Annotated in this window: 23 protein-coding genes; 8 read left to right on the top strand and 15 right to left on the bottom strand. The window is 61.6% G+C overall.

Going from position 1 to position 23,333, the window contains the following annotated elements; all coding sequences use genetic code 11:
- Positions 1–17 precede the first annotated feature (17 nt).
- The 5 genes from NWV16_RS26930 to NWV16_RS26910 form a co-directional block, all read right to left on the bottom strand.
- The gene (locus tag NWV16_RS26930) at positions 18–1,250 is read right to left on the bottom strand and encodes a multidrug effflux MFS transporter (protein ID WP_260521396.1); all 1,233 of its coding nucleotides are present in this window, start codon (positions 1,248–1,250) and stop codon (positions 18–20) included.
- Positions 1,243–2,199 (bottom strand): diiron oxygenase, encoded by a 957-nt coding sequence (locus NWV16_RS26925; RefSeq protein ID WP_260521395.1) that lies wholly within the window; start codon positions 2,197–2,199, stop codon positions 1,243–1,245. The genes NWV16_RS26930 and NWV16_RS26925 overlap by 8 nt, the downstream gene beginning before the upstream one ends.
- Positions 2,196–3,269, bottom strand: coding sequence for a SagB family peptide dehydrogenase (locus NWV16_RS26920; protein ID WP_260521394.1), 1,074 nt, complete (start codon positions 3,267–3,269; stop codon positions 2,196–2,198). Before NWV16_RS26920 ends, NWV16_RS26925 begins: the two co-directional genes overlap by 4 nt.
- Positions 3,270–3,712: 443 nt before the next feature.
- Positions 3,713–4,909: a class I SAM-dependent rRNA methyltransferase gene (locus NWV16_RS26915; RefSeq protein WP_260521393.1), complete on the bottom strand. Its 1,197-nt coding sequence runs from the start codon at positions 4,907–4,909 to the stop codon at positions 3,713–3,715.
- Positions 4,910–5,034: 125 nt separating this feature from the next.
- Positions 5,035–5,574, bottom strand: coding sequence for a type 1 glutamine amidotransferase domain-containing protein (locus tag NWV16_RS26910; RefSeq protein WP_260521392.1), 540 nt, complete (start codon positions 5,572–5,574; stop codon positions 5,035–5,037).
- Between the two features lie 227 nt (positions 5,575–5,801).
- On the opposite strand from NWV16_RS26910, the gene NWV16_RS26905 reads away from it, so the two are divergent.
- The 3 genes from NWV16_RS26905 (at position 5,802) to NWV16_RS26895 (ending at position 7,845) form a co-directional block, all read left to right on the top strand.
- Positions 5,802–6,614 (top strand): HDOD domain-containing protein, encoded by an 813-nt coding sequence (locus tag NWV16_RS26905; RefSeq protein ID WP_260523588.1) that lies wholly within the window; start codon positions 5,802–5,804, stop codon positions 6,612–6,614.
- A gap of 27 nt (positions 6,615–6,641) precedes the next feature.
- Entirely contained in the window at positions 6,642–7,454 is an 813-nt protein-coding gene (gene mutM, locus NWV16_RS26900; protein ID WP_260521391.1) for a bifunctional DNA-formamidopyrimidine glycosylase/DNA-(apurinic or apyrimidinic site) lyase, read from the top strand.
- Positions 7,455–7,521: 67 nt separating this feature from the next.
- Positions 7,522–7,845: a multidrug transporter gene (locus tag NWV16_RS26895; protein ID WP_065258924.1), complete on the top strand. Its 324-nt coding sequence runs from the start codon at positions 7,522–7,524 to the stop codon at positions 7,843–7,845.
- A 38-nt stretch (positions 7,846–7,883) separates the two neighbouring features.
- On the opposite strand, the gene NWV16_RS26890 is transcribed toward NWV16_RS26895, so the two are convergent.
- From NWV16_RS26890 to NWV16_RS26870, 5 genes are all read right to left on the bottom strand, one after another.
- Positions 7,884–8,135 carry a YfhL family 4Fe-4S dicluster ferredoxin gene (locus NWV16_RS26890; RefSeq protein WP_010222176.1) on the bottom strand — a complete coding sequence of 84 codons (252 nt, stop codon included), beginning with the start codon at positions 8,133–8,135 and terminating at the stop codon, positions 7,884–7,886.
- Between the two features lie 102 nt (positions 8,136–8,237).
- Positions 8,238–8,717, bottom strand: coding sequence for a pantetheine-phosphate adenylyltransferase (coaD, locus tag NWV16_RS26885; RefSeq protein ID WP_003229157.1), 480 nt, complete (start codon positions 8,715–8,717; stop codon positions 8,238–8,240).
- 115 nt (positions 8,718–8,832) lie between these two features.
- On the bottom strand, positions 8,833–10,428 hold the full coding sequence (locus tag NWV16_RS26880; RefSeq protein ID WP_260521390.1) for a GMC family oxidoreductase: 1,596 nt from the start codon (positions 10,426–10,428) through the stop codon (positions 8,833–8,835).
- 40 nt (positions 10,429–10,468) lie between these two features.
- Complete coding sequence (locus NWV16_RS26875) at positions 10,469–11,014, bottom strand: twin-arginine translocation pathway signal protein (protein WP_260521389.1); 546 nt, start codon at positions 11,012–11,014, stop codon at positions 10,469–10,471.
- A gap of 24 nt (positions 11,015–11,038) precedes the next feature.
- Entirely contained in the window at positions 11,039–12,469 is a 1,431-nt protein-coding gene (locus NWV16_RS26870) for a coniferyl aldehyde dehydrogenase (protein ID WP_260521388.1), read from the bottom strand.
- Positions 12,470–12,607: 138 nt separating this feature from the next.
- On the opposite strand from NWV16_RS26870, the gene NWV16_RS26865 reads away from it, so the two are divergent.
- Together NWV16_RS26865 and NWV16_RS26860 are read left to right on the top strand one after the other, a co-directional pair.
- A complete protein-coding gene (locus NWV16_RS26865) occupies positions 12,608–13,279 on the top strand; it encodes a TetR/AcrR family transcriptional regulator (protein ID WP_065258928.1) in 672 nt (223 codons plus the stop codon).
- A 27-nt stretch (positions 13,280–13,306) separates the two neighbouring features.
- Positions 13,307–14,161: a sulfurtransferase gene (locus NWV16_RS26860; protein ID WP_260521387.1), complete on the top strand. Its 855-nt coding sequence runs from the start codon at positions 13,307–13,309 to the stop codon at positions 14,159–14,161.
- Positions 14,162–14,167: 6 nt separating this feature from the next.
- On the opposite strand, the gene NWV16_RS26855 is transcribed toward NWV16_RS26860, so the two are convergent.
- The 5 genes from NWV16_RS26855 to NWV16_RS26835 form a co-directional block, all read right to left on the bottom strand.
- Positions 14,168–14,998, bottom strand: coding sequence for an AraC family transcriptional regulator (locus NWV16_RS26855; RefSeq protein WP_260521386.1), 831 nt, complete (start codon positions 14,996–14,998; stop codon positions 14,168–14,170).
- 4 nt (positions 14,999–15,002) lie between these two features.
- Positions 15,003–16,001, bottom strand: coding sequence for a hydrolase (locus NWV16_RS26850; RefSeq protein WP_260521385.1), 999 nt, complete (start codon positions 15,999–16,001; stop codon positions 15,003–15,005).
- A gap of 63 nt (positions 16,002–16,064) precedes the next feature.
- Positions 16,065–16,673, bottom strand: a complete 609-nt coding sequence (rsmD, locus tag NWV16_RS26845) for a 16S rRNA (guanine(966)-N(2))-methyltransferase RsmD (protein ID WP_260521384.1) — start codon at positions 16,671–16,673, stop codon at positions 16,065–16,067.
- Positions 16,673–18,160: a M16 family metallopeptidase gene (locus tag NWV16_RS26840; RefSeq protein ID WP_260521383.1), complete on the bottom strand. Its 1,488-nt coding sequence runs from the start codon at positions 18,158–18,160 to the stop codon at positions 16,673–16,675. The genes rsmD and NWV16_RS26840 overlap by 1 nt, the downstream gene beginning before the upstream one ends.
- Positions 18,153–19,508: a M16 family metallopeptidase gene (locus NWV16_RS26835; RefSeq protein ID WP_260521382.1), complete on the bottom strand. Its 1,356-nt coding sequence runs from the start codon at positions 19,506–19,508 to the stop codon at positions 18,153–18,155. The genes NWV16_RS26840 and NWV16_RS26835 overlap by 8 nt, the downstream gene beginning before the upstream one ends.
- A 607-nt stretch (positions 19,509–20,115) precedes the next feature.
- On the opposite strand from NWV16_RS26835, the gene ftsY reads away from it, so the two are divergent.
- Genes ftsY through ftsX form a run of 3 tightly spaced genes read left to right on the top strand, consistent with a single transcriptional unit; the run spans position 20,116 to position 23,242 of the window.
- Positions 20,116–21,552: a signal recognition particle-docking protein FtsY gene (gene ftsY, locus NWV16_RS26830; RefSeq protein WP_260521381.1), complete on the top strand. Its 1,437-nt coding sequence runs from the start codon at positions 20,116–20,118 to the stop codon at positions 21,550–21,552.
- Positions 21,549–22,220 (top strand): cell division ATP-binding protein FtsE, encoded by a 672-nt coding sequence (gene ftsE / locus NWV16_RS26825; protein WP_065258937.1) that lies wholly within the window; start codon positions 21,549–21,551, stop codon positions 22,218–22,220. The genes ftsY and ftsE overlap by 4 nt, the downstream gene beginning before the upstream one ends.
- Positions 22,217–23,242, top strand: a complete 1,026-nt coding sequence (gene ftsX / locus NWV16_RS26820) for a permease-like cell division protein FtsX (protein WP_260521380.1) — start codon at positions 22,217–22,219, stop codon at positions 23,240–23,242. The genes ftsE and ftsX overlap by 4 nt, the downstream gene beginning before the upstream one ends.
- Positions 23,243–23,333 lie beyond the last annotated feature (91 nt).

The raw sequence follows: 23,333 nt of genomic DNA, 5'->3' as shown, positions 1-23,333 counted from the left end.
AATGACGACCGGCAGGTTCAATCACCGCCCGGTTGCACCATGGCATTGGCGCGCAGGCCTTGGGCGCGACGGCTGATCCGGTTGTTCAAGGCGAGCGCCGCGCCACCGAGCACCACAAACGCGTAACCCAGTGTGGATTGCAGATGGGTCGGGCTCAGGCTGATCAGTGCACTGATCAGGCCGCCGCAGATGAAAATGATCGTGCTGCCGGCCGAAGCCGAGGTGCCGGCGCTGTCCGGAAACAGGCTCATGGCCCGGGACGTGGCCGCCGGCCGGGCGATGGTGGTACCGGCGGTGCAGATCAGCATCGGGATCAGCACGGTAGCCGGAGCCAGTGTGAAGCTCGACGACAGGTACAGCAGGGTCACCCCGGCAAAGAGGATCAGGCTCAGGCCGACGACGATCTGCCGGCCACTGGTGATGCGCCTGCTCAGCACGCTGGCGAGGATGCCACCGGCGACATAGGCCGCACCGTAAATCAGCAGGATCAGAGAGAATTCGTAGGCGGACAGTTGCAACCGGTCCATGAAGATCAGTGGCGAGATCACGATGAAGGAAAAATGGCAGGCGAACGCAAATGCCGAAATCAGCCAGTAGCCGACAAAATCGAAATTTCCCAGGACCCGTCGGTAAGCCTTGAGAAAGTTTGTGCGTGTACCGCGAGTGGCCGGTCGGGTGTTCTCCAGAAGCCGCCAGGCCTTGAACAGCACGACGGCTGATAACGCGATGAATACCCAGAAACTGCCGCGCCAGCCCAGTGTTGCCTGCAGGAACGTACCGGCAAGTGGCGATATCGAGATGAAAATCCCGCCGGCGGTGACCATCAGGATTCGCAGTCGATCACGTTCCTCACCTTCGAACAGGTCCTGGACCAGCGCCTGGGACAGCACAAAGCAACCGCAGCCCAGTGCCTGAACGACCCGGAACATCAGAAACAGCGAATAATCAGCCGTCATGACACAGCCGAGGGCGCCGAGCATGGAAACGCTCATGCCGGCGAGCAGCAGCCCCTTGCGCCCGATCACGTCCGACAGTGGCCCGATCAGCAGCTGGGCGACAGCGATACCGACGGCGAACAGGCTGATGGACAGCGCGATGTCGGCCGGATCGCTGCGAAAGTGTTCGGCCAGCGCCGGGAACGAAGGCAGCATGACATCCAGCGGGAATACGCCCAGCAATACCATCGCCAGTAACAGGCTGACGGCCGCGCGACGCTGTCGGGGCGCCACTGCGGATTTTCCGTTATCCATCAATCAGTCCTGCCTTGGCGAAAAGTATCCGGATTTGGGGTTCGGCGAAAAAACCTGCCTTTTTCAGTGCATTCAATGTGGCAATGCTGCCGGTGCGGGCGCGTCGTCGGTTGGCCTGCTCGGTGGTCAGTTCGTCGAGTATTTCGTGCACGGTGCTGTCGGCGATTCCGGCGTCACGCAGGCTTTTTCGAAGCCACGGCTCATCGGCTTCGAAGAAGGTCTTGATGATTTCCAGAAGGGTGGTGGCTGCGAACGTCTGGTGTTGCGGATCCAGATGCCGCCAGAGGTAGTGGAATGCTTCAGTGAAATAGCGACTGTGGCGGGCTTCGTCGGTGAGATGATCGCGCAGCATGTCGTTGACCCCGGACACCAGATTGTCCCGGCAGACATCGAGCAGTTCCCGGGCGATGATGGTTTCCGAGACGAAACCGAGCAGGAACCCTGTCAGCGGTCGCTGTTCCGGTGGGGTTCTGGCAATCAGCGTTTCCATCCGGGTGATTCGCCCGGGCATTACCGGGCGACCGCTGATGGCGTAGATCCCGGCGATCTGTTCCGCGACCTGATGGGAGAACAGGGCGTGGTAACCCTCATCGGTGTAGAGCTGAAGTGCAGCGGTTTTCATGGAGAGCGGGACATCGACCGGCAGTTCACCGTGGACAATGACCTCCACGGCGCGATTGACGATACGGTGTTCGAGCAAAGTGGTGTAATCGAGAAAGTGCACCAGATGCCGGGCAGTGAGCCGGTGCAACACCGAACGACCTGCCGCCTCGATGGCCGGGTGGGCGAGATAGGGCAGAAATGCCGGCGGGAACCAGTGACGGGTTTCCAGTTGTTGCATCACGTCATCCGGCAGGCGGTAATCGTGGGTACTGGTACGTACCGAGGCACGCGTGTTCCAGTCGCTCAGGGTGAACTGAAAGGCTGGTTCCGGGGCGGCAGCGTTCATGTCTGCACCTCACGCAGCAGATCGCGCATTTCCTGACACATCGCCTGGCCGTCGCTTTCCCCGCATCCGACGAAGAACAGGGGTTGCTCCGCATTGTTGTCGAGTTTCAGCAGCTTCTCGACCTGGGTATCGGAAAATGCCCCCGTCAGCCAGGTACCCATGCCCAGGGCCGTAGCGACCAGTTGAAACGTCTGTGAAAGGTGTCCGGCTTCGACGAATGCCATTCGATAGGCGCGCGAATGCGCGTATTTCCACCAGAGACGATCGAACCGGGCGGTGATGAACAGCCCCAATGGCAGGTTGTTGATGAAGTGCTGTCCCCCCAGCAAATTGCCGGGTGCGGTGTCGGGCAACGTGCCGATGAAGCTCAAGGCGTGTTCGGCAGGGTGATAGGCGTACAGGCCCGGGGCGAGCCCGGCGACATTCTGAACCACCGCGTAGCCCGCGCAGGCATTGAGCCCGCCACCGGAAGGGCTGCTGCGACGGGCACCAAGTCCTTCGGCGATGGTGTCGTCGCAATCGGCGTCCCGTTCTCGCAAATAGCCGAGTGACAGGTAAAGCAGGCTGCCGACATCGTCCAGCGACACGGCGGCGCCGGTGAAGGATCGGCACGTTTTCCGCCGGGTGAGTGAGTTCAACAGGCTGTCGTCATTCAGTGCCGGCGGTATCGGGAGTGCAATGAGCCTGTCGGGATCGTCATGCCCAGGAGAATCGGTCGGCGGCGAAGTGGCAAGTACGGCGCTGCAATGTTCGAGATATTGCCTGGACCATTCCTGAATGTTTTGGGGAGGCTGCTCGCAGGGAATGTCCCGCGTGCCGATATGGTAGATCTTCGATAGTTCATCCCAACCCCAGTCGGGCGTTGCGACTTTTGAAGGGATCAGTATTCCGGCATTCGATAGTTGTGTATCTATAGGGTTGTTATTGTTGAATGAGTTCGGCTCGTGAATTAGTTGCGTCAGTCGAGACGAGTATTCAAGGTCAAGTTCGTGCTGGCTGTGATCCTTGTAGTTCCAGACTATCAAGCCGGGTGATCGGGGGAGTATGAATAAATAAGGATTTATATGCATGTCAGGGGCACGCTGCTCTGGATTGTCATTTCAGAGGCGCTGGATAGCCGGCGATACCCAGCGCCCACCTTACTTAACGGGCTTTAGGTGCAACCAGAAAAGCCAGGTTTGCGAGGGTGCGGGATTCCAGAGTAATTGCTTTCATGATTGAACTCCTTGTTCATTGTTGCTTCGTGTTAGTGGATGCCACCTTCGTGGTGACGACTTAATAATAGTTAGCAATGGATTAATCGCAAGCAGATATTAAGTAGGAATTATCCAGTAATTTTGTCGGAGTGATCTTCGGCTGAAAGTTAGTGTGTAAGTTAAAGTTCAGTAAATAAAATATTCAGGGAAATATCCTGCAAGACTGCAGGACGATAAATGTAGGAAGGCAAAGTGGAAGGCAAAAAGAAGGGGAACCCGTGGGTTCCCCTTCACACCGCTTCAGTGCCGTGCCTCTGTCAGCTGTTTGGCAGCAGACGGCAGGTGATGCTCTTGATGTAGCGGGTTTCTGCAATGGCCGGGTGCACCGGGTGGTCCGGGCCCTGACCGCCGCGCTCCAGCAATTGAATGTTGCGGTCCAGGTGACGGGCACTGGTCAGCAGGATGTTCTGCAGATCGTCCTCGGGCAGGTGCATCGAGCAGGATGCACTGACGAGAATGCCGTCCTTGGTCAACAGGCGCATGGCCTGTTCGTTCAAGCGGCGGTAGGCGCCTTCACCGTTCTTCAGGTCCTTCTTGCGCTTGATGAACGCAGGCGGGTCGGCCACGATCACGTCGAAGCGCTCTTCGCCGGCCTTGAGTTCCTTCAGGGCCTCGAAGACGTCGCCTTCGATGCAGGTCATCTTGTCGGCGAAGCCGTTCAGCGCGGCATTGCGCTCGACGCCGTCGAGGGCGAAACCGGATGCATCGACGCAGAACACCTCGCTGGCACCGAATGCGCCGGCCTGCACGCCCCAGCCGCCAATGTAACTGTAGAGGTCCAGTACCCGCTTGCCCTTCACGTAAGGGGCCAGGCGCGCGCGGTTCATGCGGTGGTCGTAGAACCAGCCGGTTTTCTGGCCACCGATCACTGGCGCTTCGAACTTCACGCCGTTCTCTTCCAGCGGCACCCACTCGGGCACGACGCCGAACACGGTTTCGACGTAACGCTCCAGACCTTCGGCATCACGGGCGGCGGAGTCGTTCTTGAACAGAATGCCGCTTGGCTTGAGCACCTGGGTCAGCGCAGCGATCACGTCGTCTTTATGGGCTTCCATGGTCGCCGAGGCGAGCTGTACCACAAGAATGTCGCCGAAACGGTCAACCACCAGACCTGGCAGCAGGTCGGAATCACCGTAGACCAGGCGATAAAACGGCTTGTCGAACAGACGTTCGCGCAGGGACAGGGCCACGTTCAGGCGATGCACCAGCAGCGACTTGTCCAGCGGCAGTTTGATGTCACGCGACAGCAGGCGGGCGCAGATCAGGTTGTTCGGGCTCATGGCCACGATCCCCAGCGGCTTGCCGCCGGCAGCTTCGAGGACCGCCTGGTCGCCGGCCTTGAAGCCGTGCAACGGGGTGGCGGCCACGTCGATTTCGTTGCTGTAGACCCACAGGTGGCCGGCGCGCAGGCGACGGTCGGCGTTGGCTTTGAGGCGCAGGCTAGGCAGGGACATGACGTCGCTCCGGAAAAAAAGAGCGGGAGTATACCGTGTTGCGCCTTATGCCGGGTTTGGCGTGCGATGAAACGCGGCGGACCTCGTCACGAACAGGCCCACCCCCGTGTCCACCCGCCTGTGCTCTATGCCGACAGCGCGTCAATCAGCGCTTTGCTGAATGCCGGAATATCGTCCGGTTGGCGGCTGCTGATCAGGTTGCCGTCTTTTACGACTTCCTGATCGACCCAATTTACCCCTGCATTGACCAGATCGTCCTTGACGGTCTTGTAGCTGGTCATGGTCTTGCCATTGACCAGTCCGGCCGAAATCAGCAACCAGCTGCCGTGACAGATCACCGCGATCGGTTTGCCGGCGGAGACACCGGTCTTGACCAGATGTTGCGCGTCCTGGTCGATGCGGATGGTGTCAGAGTTCTGCACGCCGCCCGGGAGCACCACCGCGTCGTACTGATCGATGCTTGCGTCCTGGAAAGTCTGGTCGACCTTGAAATCGTCCGCAGGTTTATCGTGGTTCCAGCCTTTGACGCTGCCGGTTTCGGCAGAAAGGATGTCAACCTGCGCTCCAGCCTGCTCGAGTGCCTGTTTGGGACCGGTCAGTTCAACTTGCTCGAAACCATCGGTTACCAGAAAAGCGACGCGCTTGCTGCCGAGAGAATTTGCCATCGTCAAGCTCCTGAGTCTGTTGGGATTACTGCCCGAGACAGATGTAGAACTGTTCCGGGCCCTACAGATTCCGAAGGCCGGGGAAAAGTGAAAGTTCCTGCGAATTGCCCACTGATGTGTCGTTCGTCGGTTTTTAGGGGTTAGAATCGCCGCCTGTCCAAGAGTGTGTACTTATGTCCCAAGAGCTGACCACCGAACAGATTCAACAGTCCCTGCAAGGCATTAGCGTGCCGGCGCAGCCGCAGATCATGGTGGATCTGCAAATGGAGCAGTACATGCCGGACCCGGATCTGGAGACGATCGCCAAGCTGATCTCCCAGGACCCCGGCCTGTCCGGTTCGCTGCTGAAGATCGTCAATTCGCCGTATTACGGTCTGAGCAACAAGATCACTTCGATCAAGCGCGCGGTGAACCTGTTGGGCAGCCGCTCGATCATCAACCTGATCAACGCGCAGTCGATCAAGGGCGAAATGAACGACGACACCATCGTCACCCTCAACCGTTTCTGGGACACCGCCCAGGACGTGGCCATGACCTGCCTGACCCTGGCCAAGCGCGTCGGTACAGAGGCCTGTGACGAGGCCTATGCCCTGGGCCTGTTCCATGATTGCGGTGTGCCGCTGATGCTTCAGCGTTTCCCGGATTACATGACGACGCTCGAAAAGGCCTATGCCGATGCGGGTGCCGAACGGCGGGTCGTGGACACCGAGAACGATGTCTACAACACCAATCACTCGGTGGTCGGCTACTACACCGCCAAGTCCTGGCGCCTGCCGGAGCACGTCAGCGCGGCCATCGCGAACCATCACAACGCCCTGGCAATCTTCAGCGACGACACCTCGCGCAATACCCAGATGAAAAACCTGCTGGCGATCCTGAAAATGGCCGAGCACATCTGTTCGTCGTACCGGGTGCTGGGCAATCAGAGCGAAGATTTCGAGTGGCAGGCTGTCGGGCCGCTGGTGCTTGAATACATCGGTCTGTCGGACTACGACTTCGAAACCTTGAAGCAAACGATCCGCGAACTCGGCGCACACTGATCAAGACATTCATGATTCGAGACGCCCATGCCTGAATTGCCGGAAGTCGAAACCACCCGCCGCGGCATCGCCCCGCACCTTGAAGGCCAGCGGGTCAGCCGGGTGATCGTGCGTGACCGGCGGCTGCGCTGGCCGATTCCCGAGGACCTCGATGTGCGCCTGTCCGGGCAGCGCATCGTGCTGGTCGAGCGGCGAGCCAAATACCTGCTGATCAACGCCGAAGCCGGTACGTTGATCAGCCATTTGGGCATGTCGGGCAATTTGCGGCTGGTCGAGGTCGGAATGCCGGCGGCCAGGCATGAGCATGTCGACATCGAACTGGAATCCGGTCTGGCCCTGCGCTACACCGATCCACGGCGTTTCGGGGCGATGCTCTGGAGCAACGACCCGCTCAATCATGAACTGTTGATTCGCCTGGGGCCGGAACCGTTGACCGATCTGTTCGATGGCGAGCGGCTGTTCCAGCTGTCCCGTGGGCGTTCGATGGCGATCAAGCCGTTCATCATGGATAACGCGGTGGTGGTGGGCGTCGGCAATATCTATGCGACCGAGGCATTGTTTGCCGCCGGCATCGATCCGCGCCGCGAGGCCAAAGGTATTTCCCGGGCGCGCTACTTGAAGCTGGCGATCGAGATCAAACGCATCCTCGCCGCCGCTATCGAGCGCGGCGGCACCACGTTGCGCGATTTCATCGGTGGCGACGGGCAGCCGGGGTATTTCCAGCAGGAGCTGTTTGTCTATGGCCGCGGTGGCGAGCACTGCAAGGTTTGCGGTACGGGTCTGCGGGAAGTGAAGCTGGGGCAGCGGGCCAGCGTTTTCTGTCCGCGCTGCCAGACCTGACGGGACGCTGAAAAAGTCCTACGGTCTATAGTGAGTTGTCTCACTGTTCAGCCCGAAGGATCGTGCCATGAAATCCTCGCAAGCCCTTTTTCTCGCACTGCTGCTGTGTGCCAGTCTGACCGTTCAGGCCACGGAAGGCGGCAGCGGTGATCCGCGTTACACCATCCAGAATCCACCGGCCTACGCCATGATCGGCGACATGCTGATTGCCCGACCGCTGCTGGTGGCCGCGACGGTGATCGGTGCAGGGGTGTTTGTGGTGTCGTTGCCGTTTACCGCCCTGGGTGGCGGTGTCGGCGATGCGGGCGAGGCGCTGGTGGTGGCACCGGCGAAAGCGGCGTTCGTGCGTTGCCTGGGATGTACCGGGGAAGGATTCGAGCAGCGTGAGTGACGCGATCACAGCCTGGCGCTGCGATCGCTTTCAGAGGCTCAAGCCTTGCCGGTGATCCGGCGGTATTTCTCCATCAACTGTTCTTCAGTCTCCGGATGGGCTTCGTCCAGTGGAATGCAATCCACCGGGCAGACCTGCTGGCACTGCGGCTCGTCATAGTGGCCGACGCACTGGGTGCACAGGTTCGGGTCGATCACGTAGATTTCTTCGCCCTGGGAAATGGCGGCGTTCGGGCACTCGGGTTCGCAGACGTCGCAGTTGATGCAATCGTCGGTGATGATCAGGGACATGCTTACTCCAGCCGGGGCGGCAGGCCCGGGCGCTATGAATCAATGCGCGCAATTGTGCCGCATTGGCGCCCGCAGTGCACGCGGGCGCCGTTTGAACGGTCGTTACTTCTTGAAGCGCAGGGTCAGGGCGTCGGCCACCGCCGGGTGGACGAACTTGCTGATATCGCCGCCCAGGGCCGCGATTTCCCGTACCAGCGTCGAAGAAATGAACGAATAACGCTCCGACGGGGTGAGAAACAGACTTTCCACATCCGGTGCCAACTGACGGTTCATGTTGGCCAGCTGGAATTCGTATTCGAAGTCCGACACCGCACGCAGGCCGCGCAGGAACACATTGGCGTTCTGTTCCTTGGCGAAATGCGCCAGCAGCGTCGAAAAGCCGACCACCTCCACGTTCGGCAGGTGCTTGGTGACTTCGCGGGCCAGCTCGACCCGTTGTTCCAGCGGGAACAGCGGATTTTTCTTGGGGCTGGCGGCGACGGCGATGATCACATGGTCGAACAGGCGCGAGGCGCGTTCGACCAGATCGCCATGGCCCTTGGTAATAGGGTCGAAGGTACCTGGGTACAACACTCGGTTCATCGCGTCGTCCTGGCGGGAATCCGTTGGGGAGTCGGATGGTATCGCAGCCGTCCCGGTCGGCCAAGTCGCCTTTTGGGTAAGAAAGCACGATGGACGGTACGAATCTTCGGCTTTCTCAAGGGTTTTTCAGCCGTTCGCCGAGGGATGTCGCCAGTTGTGCTGTCAGGCCATAGACCGACAACTGCGGGTTGGCGCCGATGCTGGTAGGGAACAGCGAGCCGTCGTGAATCGACAGATTGCGCAACTGGTGATGGCGGCCAAGGCTGTCGGTAACAGCGGTTTTCGGGTCTTCGCCCATGGCGCAGCCCCCCATGACATGGGCACTGCCCAGGCGTGTGCGGTACAGCTCAAGGCTCAAGCCGTCGATCATTGCCCGGGCCTCGGCCAGGCTGTTCACGTAGCGCGCATCCGCATGCATCGGCATCACCGCTTTTGCACCGCCGGCGAACTGGATTTCGGCCATGACGTGGAAAGCCCGGCGCAAACCGTCCCAGGCGTAGGGCGAAACCTGATAGTCGAGCACGGGCGAGCCGTCACCACGCAATTCGACACTGCCGCCCTGACTGTCGGGATGAAAGCCGTCACGCAGCAACGCCAGCATGGCGTGGGTGTGCGGCAGATCCGCCATGTGCTGCGCGTTTTTCTGGCCGAAGCCGCCGAGCAGGGTGGCGGCCAGCGCCGGGTGCAGCGGCGGCACTTCGAGTTTGAAAGCCATCGGCCCGGTGGTGCCGTCCTTCCACTGGAAATGGTCGGAGTAGATCGACTGCGGCGCCCCGTAAAACGGGTTGATGACCTCGTCGAAGCGCCCGGCGGACATGTTCACCGGGTGCAGAAAGGTGCGTTTGCCGAGGCGTTTGTGCGGATCCGGTGCGTCCGAGCGCAGCAGCAGGGCAGGGCTGTTGATCCCGCCGCCGGCCAGCACGTAATGGCGAGCCTTGACCGTGATCTGCCGCCCGGTCGGCTCTACGCAGCGTTCGTCCATCGCGACGCATTGCAGGCCGGTCACCTTGTCGCCGTTGATCAGCAGTTTTTCGGCGCGGGCCAGGTAGAGCAGTTCGCCACCCTTTTCCAGGGTCGCCGGAATGGTGGTGACCATCATCGATTGCTTGGCGTTGGTCGGGCAGCCCATGCCGCAGTAACCGAGGTTCCAGCAGCCGCGCACGTTGCGCGGGATCACGTGCCAGCTGTAGCCGAGTTGTTCGCAGCCCTTGCGGATCACATCGTTGTTGGCGTTGGGCGAGACCATCCACGGCGCGACGCCCAGGCGCTGCTCCATTTTTTCGAACCACGGCGCCATGTCGGCGGGGCTGTGGCCTTTGACGTTGTGCTCTTTGGCCCAGTGTTCGAGGGTCGGTTCAGGTGTGCGAAAACTCGAGGTCCAGTTGATCAGGGTGGTGCCGCCCACCGCTCGGCCCTGGAGGATGGTGATCGCGCCATCCTTGCTCATGCGCCCGATGCCTTCCTGATAAAGGCTGCTGTAGGCCTTGTCTTCGAGCAGCTTGAAGTCGCTGCTGGTCTTGAGCGGGCCTTCTTCGATCAACAGCACCCTGTAGCCGGCGGCACTGAGGATTTCCGCCGTGGTGCCGCCGCCGGCACCGCTGCCGATGATCGCCACGTCGGCTTCCAGGGTCAGGTCGTCGGTCAGTTGTGCGCCGTTGTGGGTTTTCCAGCCACGGGCAAGGCCTTCGCGAAACGGGTCGGGTACGGGCATCGATCAGGTTCTCTTATTATTTTTCGGGGCGGCGCGGGACTTAAACCGTGGGCGGGCCGGGATAGCCGCAATGGGCCCAGGATTCGGCGCGGGTGTACCAGGCCATCATCACCATTTGCAGCAGGGAGCTATGCCCCATGCGCAAAAGGCTCAACGAACTGTTTTGCCAACGATCGAGAAAGTGCCGGATCGCCTCGGGACTGGCATTTTCCCAACTGCCCCAGATGCCGGTCAGCGGTCCGCGGGTCACGGCCATGCCCAGCACGTCGAACAACTGCCGGGTGAGCTTGAGCATTTCCGGTGACAGGTGATCGAGGCTGTAGTCCAGGGATTTCAAGGTGCCGTCGACGGCCGTGGGCATTTTTTTCCCGGCGACGGCGCCTTCGAGCATCACCGGAATCACGGCGCGCAGAAACAGCAGATCCCCGCTGCGCAACGTGCTGAAACCGTTGGCCGATACGCTTGATGAGCAGCCACTGAGGCTGGCACCGAGGCCGGCAGTGGCGAGGAAAGCCGTGGCGCCGAGGCTGAATTTGAGCAGGCCACGGCGCGAGAAGGCAGGTGTTTCAGTCAGGCTTGGGTGCATTGTTGTTATTACCCGGCGGTGACATTAGCGAATGAACAGTTTCTGGATCAGTTTCTGGATTGATTTGCCGTAGGGCGGATAGATCAGCCTTGCCGCGTTGAAGCGCTGTTTGACCAGCACACTCTTCGCCTTGCTGAAGGTCAGAAAGCCTTCATGCCCGTGGTAGTGGCCCATCCCCGACGGGCCGATGCCGCCGAATGGCAAGTCGTCCTGAGCCACATGCAGCAGGGTGTCGTTCAGGCACACACCGCCGGAATGGGTTTCATGGAGTACGCGGTTCTGTTCGCGTTTGTCGTAGCCGAAGTAGTAAAGCGCCAGAGGACGAGGCCGCTGATTGATGTAAGCGAATGCCTGATCCAGGTCCTGATACGGCACGATCGGCAGCAGCGGGCCGAAGATTTCGTCCTGCATCACGGTCATTTCATCGCTGACGTTCAGCAGCAGGCTGTGGGGCATGCGCCGGCCCTGACCCTGGTCGAACAGCGGAATCAACAGCGCTCCCTTGCCGGTAGCATCGCTGAGGTAGCTGTTCAGGCGTGCCAGTTGGCGTTCGTTGATGATGGCGGTGTAGTCCGGGTTGTCGGTCAGTGTCGGATAAAACCCGCACACCGCCTGACGATAGGCTTCGACGAAAGCGCCGACCCGCTCTTGCGGCACCAGCACGTAATCCGGGGCGACGCAGGTCTGGCCGGCGTTGAGGGTCTTGCCGAAGGCGATGCGTTCGGCGGCGTCCTTGAGCGGCACGTCGCGGGAGACAATGGCGGGCGACTTGCCGCCCAGTTCCAGAGTCACCGGTGTGAGGTTTTCCGCCGCGGCACGCATCACGTGCTTGCCAATGCTGGTGGCGCCGGTGAACAGCAGGTGATCGAAGCGCAGTTTCGAGAAGGCCACGCCGACATCGGCCTCACCGAGCACCACACAGACCAGGTCTTCGGGGAAGATCCGCGCCAGCAATTCCTTGAGCAGCAGACCGGTGGCCGGGGTCGACTCGCTGAGCTTGAGCATCACACGGTTACCGGCGGCGAGAGCACCGGTCAACGGGCCCATGGCCAGGAACAACGGGTAGTTCCAGGGCACGATGACACCCACTACGCCCAGCGGCTGGTACACGACTTTGGCAGACGCCGGCTGGAACGCGACGCCGACCTTGCGCCGCGAAGGTTTCATCCACTGATTGATATGCCGACTGGCGTAATGAATGCCGTGCAGGCTCGGCATCAGCTCGGCGAGCAGGGTTTCATCGGCGCTGCGATGGCTGAAGTCCGAACTGATGGCCTCGACCAGTGCCTGCCGTTCGCTGCTCAGCAGATCGCGCAGGGCCTTGAGCCATTGCTGGCGCTGGGCGGCGGGCGGCATCGGGTTGGCGGCGTAGGCGGCACGTTGCGCCTCGAACAACCGGGTGAGCTCCTCCAGCGGCTGTTGCAGCGTTTGCAGGTAGGCGATGTCGGCTGTCATTGTCGGCTCCGGTTTTATTGTCGTGAGGAACTTTTTAGAGTCTATGCTCTAGAAAGTCAAATGACTTCCTTGTGTTTTATCCAATTCCGGTTAGGCCGTAAGATGCCCTCCAACGCACTCTGAATTAAAGCTCAAGCCATGGCCCCACGGATCAAAACCAGCGAGCGCATCGTGCAGAACAGCCTCGAGCTGTTCAATCAGCAGGGCGAGCGCAGCATCAGCACCAACCACATCGCCGCCCACATGGAGATTTCTCCGGGCAATCTGTACTACCACTTCCCCAACAAGCAGGCGATCATCGCCGTGCTGTTCAGTGAGTACGAAAGCCTGGTGGACAGCTTCCTGCGCCCGCCCCAGGGCCGTGCCGCGACCGTCGAGGACAAGCGCTTCTACCTCAAGGAACTGCTGTCGGCGATGTGGCGCTACCGTTTCCTGCACCGCGATCTCGAGCATCTGCTCGACAGCGATCCGGACCTGGCCGCGCGTTACCGGCGCTTTTCCCAGCGCTGCGTGATTCAGGGCGCGGCGATCTATGAAGGTTTCGTCGCCGCCGGCATCCTGAAGATGGACCGGGTGCAGATCGAATCCCTGACCCTCAACGCGTGGATCATCCTCACCTCGTGGGTGCGCTTTCTGTGCACGACCCGCGAGAACTCCAATCACCTCAGCGAGCAGGCCATCAAACGCGGCGTGTATCAGGTGCTGGTGCTGGAAGCGGGGTTTGTCACCGAGCAGGCCCGCGATGAGGTCAACGCACTGTTCGAAGAATTCTACGTACCGTTGGCCCAGGCCCTCGAAGAAAGGTCCTGACCCATCCGCTCACAGGAGTCGTTCGCCATGCCGATTGCACAACTGATCAGCCCGACCACGCTGGAGGCCCGCAAGGAGCGGCCGGGGCTGGTGATTCTCGATTGCCGTTTTGCCCTCGAAGACCCGGACTACGGCCAGCGCAGCTATGCCGAAGGGCACATTGCCGGGGCGAGTTTCGCGGATCTGGAGCGCGACCTCAGCGGCCCGGTGACCAAGGGCGTGACCGGGCGTCATCCGCTGCCGGAGCCGGCGGCGTTGATCGAGCGTCTTCAGTCATTCGGCATCAACAACGACAGCGACGTGGTTCTGTATGACGACGGTCCCGGCGCCTACGCGGCGCGGGCCTGGTGGTTGCTGGCATGGCTGGGCAAGCGCGACGGCGTGTTCATTCTCGATGGCGGGCTCAAGGCCTGGCACGCGGCCGGTCTGCCGCTGAGTCTCGATCCGCCGGCAACGGTCCGGGGCAACTTCGGCGGTCATCCGGACAAAAAGCTGCTGCTCGACGCCGAGCAATTGCAGCAGCGCCTCGGTCAGCCAGGCCTGACCCTGCTCGATGCCCGCGCCTTGCCGCGCTTCAAGGGCGAAGTGGAGCCGATCGATCCGATAGCCGGGCACATTCCAGGCGCCCAGTGCGCGGCGTTCACCGACAATCTGGGCAGCGACGGACGCTTCCTGTCGGCCGACCAGCTTAGACAGCGTTTCGCCGCGAAACTCGGCGAGCGTTCGCCGGCCGATCTGGTGGCGTACTGCGGCTCCGGGGTGACGGCGTGTCACAACCTGTTCGCCCTGTGTCTGGCGGGTTATCCGTTGGGTACGTTGTATGCCGGGTCGTGGAGCGAGTGGATCAACGAGCCTTCGCGCGGGATCGCCACCGGCGAGTAAGCGCGTTCAGCGTTCCAGCCGCGCACTGCGATAGGCCGCTGGCCCCACGCCATAAACCTGTTTGAACTGCCGGCTCAGATGACTCTGGTCGGCAAATCCCAGTTGTGTGGCGACCTCCACCGGCAGGCAGCCGCTCTGCAACAGGCCCCGTGCGCGGGCGATCCGTTGCTGCATCAGCCAGGTGTGCGGCGGCATGCCGGTAGCGCGGCGGAACACCCGGGCGAAGTGGAAGGGCGACAGGTTCACCGCCGCGGCCAGTTCTTCCAGTGAGGGCGGCGCGGCCAGTTGTGCGTGGAGCAGCTCCTTGGCCATGACCACTGCGCGATGCTCTTTTCCGGGTTTGCCGTTGACCTGCACCGCGGCATGGCGTTGCAGCAGCAACATCATCATTTCGCGCCACACCGTCTGCTGTTGCAGGGCGGTGGCGGGGCTTTCCAGCAAGCGGTGCAACTGGCTGAAGCCGTTGACCAGATCCGGATCGCGATACAGCGTCGCGCCGAAGGCGGGCATCGGCGCGGTCGGCAATTCCAGTTCTTCAAGCAGCGAGGCAATCTTGCCGGTGTCCGGGTAGAACGCCCGATATAACCAGCCGTCCTCGGTGCCTTTGTGGCCGGTGTGCAATTCATCCGGGTTGATCAGCACCAGCGTGCCGCTGCCGGCCAGGTGTTCGGCACCGCGATAACGGTAGCGCTGGGCGCCGGCCATGATCATGCCGATCACGTAGCCGTCGTGGACGTGTGGGGCGAAACGATGCTCGATGTAGCGTGCCGAAAGCAGTTCGACACCGGCCAGCGGCGCGGTTTGCCAGAAACGGATCGACTCGCCCTGATCGTTCATGACGTCAGCCGCGCCCCGTGTCGGCCAGCCATTGGGGAATGCGCCGTTCCAGGTAATAGCCCGGCTGGCGGAACGAGCCGTCGACGAAACCGACATGCCCGCCCTTGTTCTGCAATTCGAACTGCGTCGACGTCGACAGCTCACTGGCCTGCGGCAGGCTGTGCGGGAACACGAATGGATCGTCTGCCGCCTGAATGATCAGGGTCGGTGTTCGGATCTCGCCGAGAAAGTAGCGGCTCGACGCGCGGCGATAGTAATCCTCGGCATCGACAAAACCATTCAATGGCGCAGTCACCCGGCCATCGAAATCCCAGAAGGTGCGCATGTTTTCCAGCGAACCAAGGGCGGCCAGTGCGGCGAGACCGTCCTCGCGGCCGTCATGCTGGAACTGGCGTTGCTTGTTCTTGATGTAGGCCACCATTTCGCGCATGAAGTGCGCTTGATAGACCTTCGAAAACCCTTTGCCGATGCGGTCGGCACATTGATCCAGGCGAAACGGCACCGACACCGCCACCGCCCCGAGCACACCGCTGGCACTGCCGGATTCCCCCAGATGCTTGAGCAACACGTTGCCTCCCAGGGAGTAGCCGACCGCATACAGCGGCGCCAAAGGGCGTTTGGCCTTGAGGTGGCGAATGGTTTCGGCAAGGTCTTCGCTGGCGCCGGAATGGTAACTGCGCGGCAACAGGTTCGGCTCACCCGAGCAGCCGCGCCAGTTCAGGGCGACGCTGGCCCAGCCTTGGGCGGCGAGCGCTGCCTGGATGCCGGCGACGTAAGGCGAATTGGAAGACCCGGTCAGCCCGTGCAACACCAGCACAAGCGGTGCTTCGGCGCTGTGCGGGCCGTGCCAGTCGAGGTCGAGGAAATCGCCGTCTTCCAGCCACAGTCGTTCGCGCTGGCGATCAAGGTGCACGGTTTTGCGCCACAACGGCCCCCACAGGGTTTGCAGGTGTGGATTGCCAAGGCCGAAGGCGGGGATGAACGGTTTTGACGAAAGGGACACGATGGCTCTCGATGCAGCGCAGCGAGCCTCGGCTGAAGCCCGCTGCTTTTTCAGGCCGGTCGGTTAACCGGCGATCACTGCCATACGTTGCCACAACGCGTAATACACCTGCCCGGATTTTTGCTCGCGGTGCAGGCGCCAGTTGCCTGGCAGACCGAGGGTCGATGGCGCGGTTTCGCTTTCAGTGTAGATCCACGCATCGTCGGCCAGCCATTGGCGTTCTTCCAGCAGGGTGCAGGCGGCGGGCAGCAGGTTCTGGTTGAACGGCGGGTCGAGGAACACCAGATCGAACGCGGTTGCAGGCTGGGTTTCCAGGTAGCGCAAGGCATCGGCGGTCTGCACCTGGCCGTTGGTGCAGCGCAGGGTGCCGAGGTGTTCTTTCAGGCTTGAGACCGCAACGTGGCTGGCGTCCAGTGCCTGACCCATGGACGCGCCGCGGGACAGCGCTTCCAGAAACAGCGCGCCGCTGCCGGCGAACGGATCGAGCACTTTGGCCCCGGCAACATACGGCGCGAGCCAGTTGAACAGGGTTTCACGCACACGGTCCGGCGTCGGGCGCAGGCTCGGTACATCGGGGAAGCTCAGTTTGCGGCTGCGCCATTCGCCGCCGATGATGCGCAACTGGTTCACGCCGTTGTGCAGTTTTTGTGCAGGTTTCTTCGGACTGGCCATTAATGCTCCGGAACCCCGAGCGGCTGCTCGGCGGGTTTGTCAGATGGGGCCGGTAACGGCTTTTGCGGCACGGTCGGGCCAGCGCTGACGATGACCATTTTGTCCGTGCTCAGGTGTTTGTTCAGGGCGTCGCGCACCTGCTCGACCGTCAGGCTCTGGGACTGACGCATGAAGTCGTCCAGATAGCTCAGCGGCAGGTTGTAGAAACCCATGGCGCCGAGCTGGCCGACGATATCGGCGTTGCTCGCGGTGGACAGCGGGAAGCTGCCGGCCAGTTCGCGCTTGGCGTCGTCGAGTTCCTTCTGGGTCGGACCGGTCTTCAGGTAGTCGGCGAGCACGTCCTGCACCAGTTTCAGGGTGCCTTCGCTCATTTCCGCACGGGTCTGCAGATTGATCATGAACGGGCCGCGTGCCTGCATCGGGCTGAAGGCCGAGTACACACCGTAGGCCAGGCCGCGTTTCTCGCGGACTTCACTCATCAAACGGGTGCCGAAGCCACCCCCACCCAGGATCTGGTTGCCCATCGACAGCGCGGCGTAGTCCGGGTCGTCGCGATCGATGCCCAGTTGCGCGAGCATCAGGGTGGTCTGCTTGGACGGGAACTCGATATGGCCAACGCTGGCCTTCGGCTCCTGCGGCTGGGCGATCTTCGCCAGTGCCGGGCCTTTCGGCAGGGCGGCAGAGACCTGACTGGCTATCGCCTCGGCTTCATTGCGGGACAAATCGCCCACCAGCGCAATCACCATGTTGCCGGCCGCATAGGCTTTGGCGTGGAATTCACGCAGTTGCGCCAGGGTGATTTTCGGCACGCTTTGCGCACTGCCATCGCTGGAATGGGCGTAAGGATGATCGCCGTACAGGCGCTTCATCAATTCCAGGCTGGCGAGCTTGCCGGGGTTCTGTTTCTGGTACTCGAAACCGGCGAGCATCTGGTTCTTGATGCGTGCAAAGGAATCGGCGGGGAAGGTCGGTTTGCCGATCACCTCCGAGAACAGCTTCAGCGCCGGTTCGCGCTTGTCGGCGGCACTCAGGCTGCGCAACGAAACGATGGCCATGTCCTTGTAGGCGCCGTTGCCGAAGTCCGCGCCCAGGCCTTCGAACCCTTGGGCGATGGCGCCGACATCCTTGCCCGCAACGCCTTCGTTGAGCATGGCGTTGGTCAGCAGCGCCAGGCCCGGTGCGTTGCCATCCTGGCTGCTTCCGGCGGAAAAGATCAGGCGCAGGTCGAACATCGGCAGTTCGCGAGCTTCGACGAACAGTACCTTGGCGCCTTCGGCGGTGTTCCAGGTCTGCACGTCGAGCTTGCGGCTGGCCGGGGCCTTGCCGTCGAGTTCGGCCAGCGATTGCAGCTTCTGGCTGGACTTGGCGTTATCCAGGGCTTCGCTGGCCTTGCTGTTGTCGCTCGGCGCCAGATACAGCGCGGCGGAGCCTATCACCGCCACGGCGATCAGGCCGAGCAGCAGGCGTGGGGTTTTGCGCTCACTCATGAGTCGTCTCCAGTGGCAGGACGTGGGCGACGCTGAGACGTTCGCGGGTGAAATACTGTTTGGCGGCGTTCTGGATGTCTTGCGGGGTGACGCTTTCCAGATCGGCCAGTTCGGTGTCCATCAATTTCCACGACAGGCCGACGGTCTCCAGTTGGCCGATGGCCGTGGCCTGGCTGGTGATCGAGTCGCGCTCGTAGACCAGGCCGGCGATGACTTGCGCCCGCACCCGCTCCAGTTCTTCGGCAGAGGGTGCAGTGGTTTTCAGCTGGTCCAGCAGCTTCCACAGGCCGGCTTCAGCCTGGGCCATGGTCTTTTTCTTCTGGGTGTTCGGCGTGGCCGACAGGGTGAACAGGCTGTCGCCGCGAGTGTAGGCGTCGTAGCTCGACGATCCGCCGGACACCAGCTCTTCACCGCGCTCCAGTTGTGTCGGGATGCGACCACTGTAGCCGCCGTCCAGCAGGGCCGAGATCAGACGCAAGGCGTTGATCGAGCGTTTGTCTTCGGAGGTGGCCAGGCTCGGCACGTTGAAACCGAGCATCAGGCTGGGCAGTTGGGTCTGCACGTGCAGCGTGATCTGGCGCTCGCCAGGTTCGGCCAGTTCCAGCGGTTTTTTCGATGGAGGCACGTCACGTTTCGGGATCGGGCCGAAGTAGCGCTGGGCTAGGGTTTTCACTTCGTCCGGGGTCACGTCGCCGACCACCACCAGCGTGGCGTTGTTCGGCACATACCAGGACTGATACCAGTGGCGCAGCTCTTCGACCTTCATCCGGTCGAGGTCGGCCATCCAGCCGATGGTCGGCGTGTGATAGCCGCTGGCCGGGTAGGCCATGGCCTTGTAGCGCTCGTAGGCCTTGGACATCGGCTTGTCGTCGGTGCGCAGGCGGCGCTCTTCCTTGATGACTTCGATTTCCTTGGCGAACTCGTCGGCCGGCAGACGCAGGTTGGCCATGCGGTCGGCTTCCAGTTCGAAGGCCACGCCCAGGCGGTCGCGGGCCAGCACCTGGTAATAGGCAGTGAAGTCATCGCTGGTGAACGCGTTCTCTTCGGCGCCCAGGTCGCGCAGGATCAGCGAGGCTTCACCGGGGCCGACTTTCTCGCTGCCCTTGAACATCATGTGCTCGAGGGCGTGGGACAGACCGGTCTGGCCCGGGGTTTCGTAGCTGGAACCGACCTTGTACCAGACCTGCGATACCACCACTGGCGCGCGATGGTCTTCGCGCACGACGACTTTCAGACCGTTGTCGAGGGTGAATTCGTGGGTCGGTTGCGGGTCGGCCGCCAGGGTCGAAAGGGGCAGGCAGACTGTGCTGAGCAGCAGGCCAGCAGCGCGGCGGGCTAGAGCATTCATTCGTTTTTAAACCTGTTCGGCTGCCCGCTTGGTCTTAGCCTAGGCGGGCGAGAGGTAGGGCGTGTCATCGATCATTACCAGTACCGCGCCGGGCCTGATAGTGTGCAGGGCAAGGCGCGAGGAGTGCGGTTTGGTTGTTCCAAATAAGCTCCGAGCAACGCAGCCCTGCACACTATCAGGCCCGGCCCTCCGGGTGGTGCCTGAAAACGGGCCATACTGCGTTGCAGTCCTTGGGAAGGAAAGCACATTCCCTGCGGCCTGCGCCTTGTCTGGCCCGTTTTCAGGCGGCCACGCGGTACTGGTAATGATCGATGACACGCCCTAGGATACTGATCCGTTTTACCGGCGACCACGCCTATCCGGTTTTGAAACTTGATCAGGTTGTATGGGTTTGCGGCAGAAGGCCCTGGTTTATCAGCTAGACTTCGCTTTTTCGCCGATTTTGCCGGCTAGTCCTTCATTAAAACGATTCCTTTGAGGTGCCGTTGGCTCCTCGACAAAATGTTGCGCGTGAACAAGCTGGGTGAAACACAGTCTGTTCTGCATCGAATATTTATTTGCCGGGGCGCCCCTGTGGCGCGTCGCTACCGTGAGATAGCCGTCCTCCATGTTTGGTTCCAACGACGACAAGAAGACCCCAGCTGCGGCTGGCGAGAAGAAAGGCCTGTTCGGATGGCTGCGTAAAAAACCGCAGGAACCCGTCGTCGAACAGCTGACAGCCATTCCTGAGCCGGCCCCGGTGCCCGCACCTGTAATCGAAGAAGCACCCGCCCCGGTTGTGCTCCCGATTGCCGAGCCGGTGTTGCAACCCGCGGCCGAGGCCGAGCCTGAAGTGCCGGCTGCCGCCGAACTGCCGCTGACCCCGGCTGCCCAGCCATGGCTGACCTTGCCGGTGGCGGAAGAGCCGGTGGCATTGGTCGAAGAGGCTGCACCGCACATCACGCCGCCGATTCCGGCACCGGTCGAACCCGCTCCTGTCATTCCGGAGCCCGTGGTTGCCGCCCCGGTTGCGCCGATTGTCGCCGCGCCCGAACCTGCACCTGCACCGGTCGTCGCTGCGCCTGTCGCGGTCGTTGAAACGCCGGTCGAGGCCCCGCGCACCGAAGAAACCAAGGCCGGTTTCTTCGCCCGCCTCAAGCAAGGCCTGTCCAAGACCAGTGCCAGCATCGGCGAGGGCATGGCCAGCCTGTTCCTCGGCAAGAAAGCCATCGATGACGATCTGCTCGACGACCTCGAAACCCGTCTGCTGACCGCCGACGTTGGCGTCGAGGCCACATCGGTGATCATCCAGCGCCTGACCCAGAAGGTCGCACGTAAAGAACTCGCCGATTCCGACGCACTGTACAAATCCCTGCAGGCCGAGCTGGCCGCGATGCTCAAACCGGTCGAGCAGCCGCTGAAGATCGTTTCGCAGAACAAGCCGTTCGTGATCCTGGTGGTCGGCGTCAACGGTGCCGGCAAGACCACCACCATCGGCAAGCTGGCGAAGAAACTGCAGCTGGAAGGCAAGAAAGTCATGCTCGCCGCCGGTGACACCTTCCGCGCTGCGGCGGTCGAGCAATTGCAGGTCTGGGGCGAGCGCAACAGGATTCCGGTGATCGCCCAGCACACCGGCGCCGATTCGGCTTCGGTGATCTTCGACGCCGTGCAGGCCGCCAAGGCCCGTGGCATCGACGTGCTGATCGCCGACACCGCCGGTCGCCTGCACACCAAAGACAACCTGATGGAAGAGCTGAAAAAGGTTCGCCGAGTGATCGGCAAGCTCGACGCCGATGCGCCGCACGAAGTGCTGCTGGTGCTCGACGCCGGTACTGGCCAGAACGCCATCAACCAGGCCAAGCAATTCAACCAGACGGTCGAACTGACCGGGCTGGCGCTGACCAAGCTCGACGGCACCGCCAAAGGCGGGGTGATTTTCGCCCTGGCCAAGCAATTCGGATTGCCGATCCGCTACATCGGCGTCGGTGAAGGCATCGACGATCTGCGTACCTTTGAAGCCGAACCCTTTGTCCAGGCACTGTTTGCCGAGCGGGAGCGTTCATGATTCGTTTCGAACAGGTCGGTAAGCGCTACCCGAACGGTCACGTCGGCTTGCATGAGCTGAGCTTTCGAGTCCGTCGCGGCGAATTCCTGTTTGTCACCGGCCATTCCGGTGCCGGTAAATCCACGTTGCTGCGCCTGCTGCTGGCGATGGAGCGTCCGACCAGCGGCAAACTGCTGCTGGCCGGGCAGGACCTGAGCACCATCAGCAATGCGCAGATTCCGTTCCTGCGCCGGCAGATCGGCGTGGTGTTCCAGAATCACCAATTGCTGTTCGATCGCACGGTGTTCAACAACGTTGCGTTGCCGTTGCAGATCCTCGGACTGTCCAAGCCTGAAATCGCCAAGCGCGTGGATTCGGCGCTGGAGCGCGTGGCGCTGTCGGACAAGGCCGATCTATACCCCGGCGACCTGTCCACTGGTCAGCAACAGCGTGTCGGCATTGCCCGCGCCATCGTTCACCGCCCGGCCCTGCTGCTGGCGGACGAACCGACCGGTAACCTTGACCCGCGTCTGGCGGCCGAAATCATGGGCGTGTTCGAAGACATCAATCGCCTGGGTACCAGCGTGCTGATCGCCAGTCACGATCTGGCGCTGATTGCGCGCATGCGTCATCGCATGCTGACCCTGCAACGCGGCCGATTGATCGGCGACGGGGAGGCCGGTGTATGAGTGCAACACGCAGTCCAAAGGTTTCCGAGCGCGTGGCCCCGAAGGCCGCCGATCCGCAGCCGCCCAAAAAGAAAAAACACGACGAGGACGATGGTCCGGATTTCACCACGCTGCTTCATGCCTGGATCGAAAGCCATCGCGCCAGCTGGATCGACAGCCTGCGCCGCCTCGGCAAGCAGCCGATCGGCAGCTTCTTCACCTGCATGGTGATGGCGGTCGCGCTTAGCCTGCCGATGGGCCTGTCATTGTTGCTGAACAATGTTGAACGTCTGGGTGGTTCGTGGCAGCGGGCGGCGCAGATTTCGCTTTATCTGGAGCTGGAAGCCAGTCCGGCTCAGGGTGAAGCGTTGCGTGACCAGATCAAGGGCATGCCGGGTGTGGCTGATGCTGAATATGTCGGTCGTGAGCAGGCACTGGAAGAGTTCCAGCAGCAGTCCGGATTGGGCGAGGCCCTGCGCGAGCTGCCGGAAAACCCGCTGCCGGGCGTTGTGCTGGTGACGCCGAACGAGGTCGACAAGCCGACCCTGGAAGCATTAAGACAAAAACTTTCCGAACTGCCCAAGGTACAACAGGCGCAACTTGATCTAGTCTGGGTCGAGCGTCTGGCGGCCATCCTCAAGCTCGGCGACCGCTTTGTCTTCGGTCTGACGGTGTTGCTGGTTTCCGCATTACTTTTGGTGATAGGCAATACCATTCGTCTTCATATTGAAAACCGCCGCACAGAGATAGAAGTGATTAAACTCGTCGGCGGCACCGACAGCTATGTGCGTCGTCCCTTCCTTTATATGGGCGCGTTGTATGGCTTCGGTGCAGGGCTGCTGTCCTGGGGTGTGCTGGCGTTCGGTCTGAACTGGCTGAACGACGCGGTGGTCGGGCTGGCCGGCTTGTACGGCAGTGATTTCGCACTGGCCGGAGTGCCAGTTGCCGACGGTCTGTCGCTCTTGCTTGGCGCGGTGCTGTTGGGTTATATCGGTGCATGGATTGCAGTCGCACGTCATCTCAGGGAGCTGGCGCCGAAGTAGAATCTTTTTTGCGCGTGATTGGCCTCGCGGTTTTTTGGGAACTTGTACCTGAGTTCCCGGTCAATTTTTCGCAGTGCCGAAAGGCGCGAGT

The organism is Pseudomonas sp. BW7P1 (assembly GCF_024981055.1).
Lineage (GTDB): Bacteria > Pseudomonadota > Gammaproteobacteria > Pseudomonadales > Pseudomonadaceae > Aquipseudomonas > Aquipseudomonas bananamidigenes.
Note: the sequence above shows the minus strand (reverse complement) of the source record. Positions and strands in the feature narration are given on the sequence as shown.